Source organism: Ideonella sp. (assembly GCF_035254525.1).
Lineage (GTDB): Bacteria > Pseudomonadota > Gammaproteobacteria > Burkholderiales > Burkholderiaceae_C > Ideonella.
Window position 1 is genome coordinate 1 of the sequence record NZ_DATFAN010000114.1, and the last position, 2,207, is coordinate 2,207.

Consider the following 2,207-nt stretch of genomic DNA (forward strand, 5'->3'; position numbering starts at 1 on the left):
CGACGTGCCGACCGCCAAGCGGGTCAACGATGCCGCCGCCTACATCCGCGGCCTGGCCCAGTTGCGCGGCCGCGATGCCGCCTGGGCCGAGCAGTCGGTGCGCGAATCGGTCAGCCTCCCGGCCGACGATGCGCTGGCACGGCGGGTGATCGACCTGGTGGCCGACGACGTCGATGACCTGCTGCGCCGGCTCGATGGGCGCCGGGTCGCCGTCGGCGCCGGGGCAAGCGGGCCCCGGGCCGTGTTCGTGACCCTCGCGACGGCGAACGCCCGCGTCATCGACATCGAGCCCGATGCACGCCAGCGCGCGCTGGCCGCGATCAGCGACCCCAGCATCGCGCTGATCCTGCTGATGATCGGCTTCTACGGCCTGCTGTTCGAGTTCATGAACCCCGGCATGGTGGCGCCCGGTGTGGTGGGTGCGCTCAGCCTGCTGCTCGCGCTGTGGGGGCTGCAGATGCTGCCGATCAACCTGGCCGGCCTGGGGCTGATCGTGCTCGGGCTGGCGTTCTTTGTCGCCGAAGCCTTCGTGCCGAGCTTCGGTGCGCTGGGGCTGGGCGGTGTCGCGGCGTTTGCATTCGGTGCGCTGCTGCTGGTGGACAGCGAGGCACCGGGCTTCGGCGTGCCGCCGGCGCTGGTGGGCACCCTGGCGCTGGTCTCGGGCCTGGCCGTCGTCGGCATCGCGAGCATGGCCGCGCGGGCACGGGGGCGGCCGCTGGTATCCGGCGCGGGGCAGATGGTGGGCGCCACGGGCGAAGTGATCGAGGTGGTCGACCAGGTGGATGGGGGTCCACCGGCCGGCGAGGCCTGGGCCACCATCGCCGGCGAGCGTTGGCGCGTGCGCTCGGCCCAGCCCCTGCAAGCCGGCCAGCGCGTGCGCGTGGCCCGGGTCGATGGCCTGACGCTGGAAGTGACCACCATGCCGAGCGAACCTCCCACCACCGAAGGAGCGTGATCATGGGCTTCGACTTTCCCATCGGCCTGTCGGCCATCGTCCTGCTGCTGGCGGTGCTGGTAGCCAGCTCCTTGCGCATCCTGCGCGAGTACGAGCGCGCGGTGGTGTTCCAGCTCGGCCGCTTCTGGCGCGTCAAGGGCCCGGGGCTGGTGCTGCTGATCCCGGGCATCCAGCAGATGGTGCGCGTCGACCTGCGCATGGTGGTGATGGACGTGCCGAGCCAGGACGTGATCTCGCGAGACAACGTGACGCTGAAGGTCAACGCGGTGCTGTACTTCCGCGTCGTCGACCCGCAGCGCGCGGTGATCCAGGTCGAGAACTTCCTCGCCGCCACCAGCCAGCTCGCACAGACGACCCTGCGCGCGGTGCTCGGCAAGCACGCGCTGGACGAGATGCTGTCCGAGCGCGAGCGGCTGAACCTCGATCTGCAGAAGATCCTCGACAGCCAGACCGACGCCTGGGGCATCAAGGTCGCCAACGTCGAGATCAAGCACGTCGACCTCAACGAAAGCATGATCCGCGCGATCGCCCGCCAGGCCGAAGCCGAGCGCGAACGGCGCGCCAAGGTCATCCATGCCGAAGGCGAACTGCAGGCCTCCGAGAAGCTCGCGCAGGCCGCCGAGATCCTGGCCCGCCAGCCGCAGGCGCTGCAGCTGCGCTACCTCGAGACGCTGACCGTGATCGCCGCCGACAAGAACTCGACGATCGTGTTCCCGCTGCCGCTGGACATCGTCGGGCCGCTGCTGCAGGCGCTCAATCGACCGGCTGAGCCCGGCGCCTGACGGCCGCTGTATCCTCGCGGCCTGATGTACGCCAAGTACTTTGGGCTGAAGCAGCCGCCGTTCTCGATCGCGCCGGACCCGCGCTACCTCTACATGAGCGAGCGCCACCGCGAGGCGCTGGCTCACCTGTTGTACGGCCTGAAGGGCGGGGGCGGCTTCGTGCTGCTGACCGGCGAGATCGGCGCCGGCAAGACCACCGTCTGCCGCTGCTTCCTCGAACAGGTGCCGCCGCGCTGCAACGTCGCCTACATCTTCAATCCCAAGCTCACCGTGCCCGAGCTGCTGCAGACGGTGTGCGACGAGTTCCGCATCCCGCTGCCCGAGCTGCCCGCCGGCGCGGTGCGCACGGTCAAGGACTACATCGACCCGCTCAACGAGTTCCTGCTGCGCACGCACGCGGTCGGCCAGACCAACGTGCTGATCATCGACGAGGCGCAGAACCTCTCGGCCGACGTGCTGGAGCAGTTGCG

General features: G+C 69.9%; 3 protein-coding genes. All 3 read left to right on the forward strand.

Annotated features, from left to right (window positions below; all coding sequences use genetic code 11):
* Positions 1–955 (forward strand): NfeD family protein (locus VJ693_RS11175; protein ID WP_324154117.1); only part of this gene is annotated, 955 nt, incomplete at its 5' end.
* Between the two features lie 2 nt (positions 956–957).
* On the forward strand, positions 958–1,737 hold the full coding sequence (locus VJ693_RS11180) for a slipin family protein (RefSeq protein WP_414652261.1): 780 nt from the start codon (positions 958–960) through the stop codon (positions 1,735–1,737).
* Between the two features lie 24 nt (positions 1,738–1,761).
* Positions 1,762–2,207: ExeA family protein (locus VJ693_RS11185; RefSeq protein ID WP_324154119.1), on the forward strand; the 446-nt coding region annotated here is incomplete at its 3' end.